The sequence below is a fragment of the Nitrospina gracilis 3/211 genome (assembly GCF_000341545.2).
In the GTDB taxonomy this organism is placed as follows: domain Bacteria; phylum Nitrospinota; class Nitrospinia; order Nitrospinales; family Nitrospinaceae; genus Nitrospina; species Nitrospina gracilis.
The window spans coordinates 830,563-834,230 of sequence record NZ_HG422173.1 but is presented as its reverse complement, the minus strand read 5'-3'; the positions used below and the strand labels follow the sequence as shown (position 1 = coordinate 834,230).

At 45.2% G+C, this 3,668-nt stretch carries 4 protein-coding genes and 1 pseudogene; all 5 read left to right on the top strand.

The annotated features are described in order from the left end of the window. Positions 1–83 precede the first annotated feature (83 nt). A pseudogene (locus TX82_RS17140) lies at positions 84–577 on the top strand (DUF488 family protein, N3 subclade). A 365-nt stretch (positions 578–942) separates the two neighbouring features. Beyond that, positions 943–1,632: a hypothetical protein gene (locus TX82_RS03880; protein ID WP_005007235.1), complete on the top strand. Its 690-nt coding sequence runs from the start codon at positions 943–945 to the stop codon at positions 1,630–1,632. Continuing rightward, a complete protein-coding gene (locus TX82_RS03875) occupies positions 1,622–2,215 on the top strand; it encodes a hypothetical protein (RefSeq protein WP_005007234.1) in 594 nt (197 codons plus the stop codon). The genes TX82_RS03880 and TX82_RS03875 overlap by 11 nt, the downstream gene beginning before the upstream one ends. A 78-nt stretch (positions 2,216–2,293) precedes the next feature. Then, the gene (locus TX82_RS15935) at positions 2,294–2,629 is read left to right on the top strand and encodes a hypothetical protein (protein ID WP_144079076.1); all 336 of its coding nucleotides are present in this window, start codon (positions 2,294–2,296) and stop codon (positions 2,627–2,629) included. A gap of 167 nt (positions 2,630–2,796) precedes the next feature. Then, the coding region (locus TX82_RS03870) for a beta-ketoacyl-[acyl-carrier-protein] synthase family protein (protein WP_244875001.1) at positions 2,797–3,668 on the top strand (872 nt) is incomplete at its 3' end.

Below are 3,668 nucleotides of genomic sequence, written 5' to 3'. Positions count from 1 at the left end.
GCCCCCGGCAACGGGGGCTTTTTTACTTCTCCTCCTTTGATAATCCCTCCCCTTTTCAAGGGGAGGGCTGGGAGGGGTTACCAATGAACCCTTCCATTGCTAAAATGATTTCAATATGCCTTCCAAAAAGTCCAAACCCATTCGGCTGTATACCATCGGCTTCACCAAGAAGAGCGCGGAGGATTTTTTTTGCGCGGCTGAAGAAGGCGGGCGTAAAGAAGATCATCGATGTGCGGCTGAACAACGAGTCACAGATCGCCGGCTTCGCCAAGAAGCAGGACCTGCCGTTCTTCTTAAAGAAGATCGGCGGCATCGACTACGAACACCGCCCCGACCTCGCGCCGACGCAGGCGCTCATCGACGAGTACCGCAAAGAGAAGAAGGGTGTCGAGAATTTCAAAAAAAATATTTGAAGCTGGTGAAACAGCGGAAGGTGGAAAAGGCGCTCGATCCGAAAGACCTCGACGGCGCGTGCTTTCTGTGCTCCGAGGACAAAGCCCCCGACTGCCACCGCTCCTTCCTCACCCAGTACCTCACCCAAACCTGCCCCACCCCCATCGAAGTTGAAGATTTGTAGGCAGGCCCAACCCCCACCCCTATTCGGCTCACAAAACCCCCACAAATTGAGTCGATTTAATCTCCTGATCGGCTCATCCGTGGGGAGGGAAAAATCCTCTTGTAGCCCAAAGAACGGGGGAGGGTGTATTAGATTCTTCTAAAATTCCTAGGGGAAAAAACAGAAAAATTTAGGAATATAAATAGCGATTTCAATGAATTACAGAACTTCCCTGCATCCTGCAAACTATTGAAAAATAGTAATTAATCGTTTTAATAAATTGGAATTTGTGGTTAAATTGGTTATTTTAGAAACGAGTGTTTGCAGTTTTATCCCTTGGCCTGAGGGGTGGGTATAAGTGCGCCTTAATTTTTTGAAGACATCATATGAGCCAAGAAACGAAACCTAATTTGGACCCTGCTTCGGACTTAGATGACGAAGTCTCCTCAGAATTTGAAAAAATTTTGAAGATATTAAAGGAATTACAGGATCAAGAAAACTTATTTATCTCTTTGGTCCCGCCATTTGATATTTCCGTAAAAATAGATAAGGAGATTCGACAAGAAAAGCTTAAGCAGGCGGAAATCGACGAAAAAGTTTTTAAAAATGACCTTAGGAAAATCGAAACCTTTATTTTGGTCAGTATTCTAGGTGAGCAAAACTCATATATCGAAAATGTTTTAGAGCGAACTAATATCAGAGGTCCAAAAGCCGAGGAAAAAAGAAAAGAAATTAATGAGGCGATTAAGAAGGTTGAGGAAAAATTAGTAAATGAGCGTTTAAAGCAGAGATACTTTTTAAAGGCAAGTAGCAAAGCCCCGAGTTTTCATAGTTTGGACTGGGATATTAAGCTGAAGATTAAAGATGCTCAAATTGAAAAAATTTCTTTTCCATACGCAACTTGCAAGTTTAGATATCAAAGAGAATTTTCCGAGTCTCCCTTAAATCTAATTGGAGGAAAAACTTTTGATTCAGTTCAAATAAATTTTTCAGGAGACGAAATCGATTATCTGATAAAGCAATTAGAAATAATCAAAAAAAATATAAGCCAAGCAGAGGACAAATATGGACAATAAAGAAATCTTTAACGCTTATTTAGAAGATTATTTCGGAAGGGAACGCCTTGAGTCTTGGGCTAATCCATTTTCAGCAAATCCAGAAATGGAAAAGGATTTTGAAGACATAAAGCAAAATATTTCCATGCTTTTTCCAAATCAAAAAGGAGTAGTATATTTTACCGCTGCTTATGGTAGTGGGTTGAATCCGCAAAGGGCCTTGGAAAGGGCTAGAAATTGGCATGTTCACGGGGTTTGGCCTAGTTCCTTGCTAGAGAGTTCTAGATATCAAGAGCAAACTAAGCTGGTATCCTTGTTAGCTGATGACCTTTTTGTCACATTACCAAATGAATTTACTACTAATACTGAAATACGATCTGCTCAATCTAAATCGGAAGAGATAGATGATATAAAAGTATCGACCAAAACTTTGAGCGAAAACAGAACTCATAAGTACAAAGGATATTTGGACAAGCTTAGTAGGAATTTAATTTTTGGTAATGTGGTTTTTTTGACCATCGCGGGAATCTTTGTTGTTTTTGCTTCAGATTTGGTTTCCTATTTAAGGACTGAAATTAGTTTTTTTACCCATTTATTTCTTTAATGGTTGTGATTGGATCTTCGTTTCTTTTAATAGTTGGCTTCCTTTCCATTCTTTCAGTTTGTAAAAGAATTCGAACCATTGCATGGAAATTATCAAAAATATAATTCAACAGTTTTTTCAGTTAATAAAAAAATAATAGAAATAGAAAAACGTGATCCGATAGGGCTAATTAACCTTTTTGGAGCGATTTTAATATTTATCAGTCTAATTTTGAGCATAATTGGTTTGCTTTTCCGCCCAATTTTGATTTGGGTAACTAAGTACCTAATTAAAACACTATCAGGTGGGGGGACTTTAAGTATTACATGGATTGAAACTATTTATGCTTTTACGCCAATTGTTTTAGCGATACTTTTAGTAGTTTATATGTTGGCTTCTATTTATTTTATTGGTTTATACAGAATTCCAAGATAAACATCCTTTAATTATGAATTTATTAGCCCCTTCCCAAAGCCCTTGTTTTGTGGTAAATTGACCAATTCCGAATGAGGTCCAGTTAGCCACACGCGTCCCGCGCTGTCCTGCCGGGACTGCCGCCGTTTGAACCCCCATCTATCACACATTTTTGGGAATTTTTTTCAGTGCGCCGCGAGGATCGGATTGTCATCACAGGAATCGGCCTGACCGCCCCCAACGGCAACTCCCTGCCGGAGTTCCGCCAGAACCTTTTGGAGGGCCGCTCCGGCGTGCAGAAGTTCCAGACCCGCTTCATGGGCGAGGTCCTCGCCGGCGTCTGCAATTTCGACGAACTCCGTTACCAGAAGAAAAAGGAAGTCCGCCGCGGCACCCGCGCCGGGTCCATCGCCGTCTATTGCGCTAATGAGGCGGTCATCGACTCCGGCCTCGATTTCGCCGCGCTGGACAAAAGCCGGATCGGCGTCTATACCGGCACCACGGAGCACGGCAACGTGGAGACGGAAAACGAGGTGCACAACATCAGCCAGTACGATTACGACACCAAGTACTGGTCGCACCACCACAACCCGAGAACGGTCGCCAACAACCCGGCGGGCGAGGTGACGCTGAACATGGGCATCACCGGCCCGCACTACGCCATCGGCGCCGCCTGCGCCGCGGGCAACCTGGGCATCATCCAGGGCGTGCAGATGCTGAGGCTGGGCGAAGTCGATCTGGCCATCGCCGGGGGCGTCTCCGAGAGCATCCACACCTTCGGCATCTTCGCCAGCTTCAAGGCGGAGGGCGCGCTCGCCACGCACGATGACCCGACCAAGGCCAGCCGGCCGTTCGACAAAAGCCGAAACGGCATCGTCTGCTCCGAGGGCGGCTGCCTGTACACGCTGGAACGGCTTAGCGACGCCGAACAACGTGGCGCGAAAATCTACGGCGAGATCGTCGGCTACCACAGCAATTCGGATGCGTACGACTACATCCTGCCCGAGCCGGGCCGCCAGGCGGAGTGCATGCAGGCGGCGCTGAAAAAGGCCGGGTTGGA

Coding starts and splice junctions, on each gene's coding strand:
- TX82_RS03880 (WP_005007235.1), top strand. CDS start 943: ATGAGCCAAGAAACGAAACCTAATTTGGACCCTGCTTCGGACTTAGAT.
- TX82_RS03875 (WP_005007234.1), top strand. CDS start 1,622: ATGGACAATAAAGAAATCTTTAACGCTTATTTAGAAGATTATTTCGGA.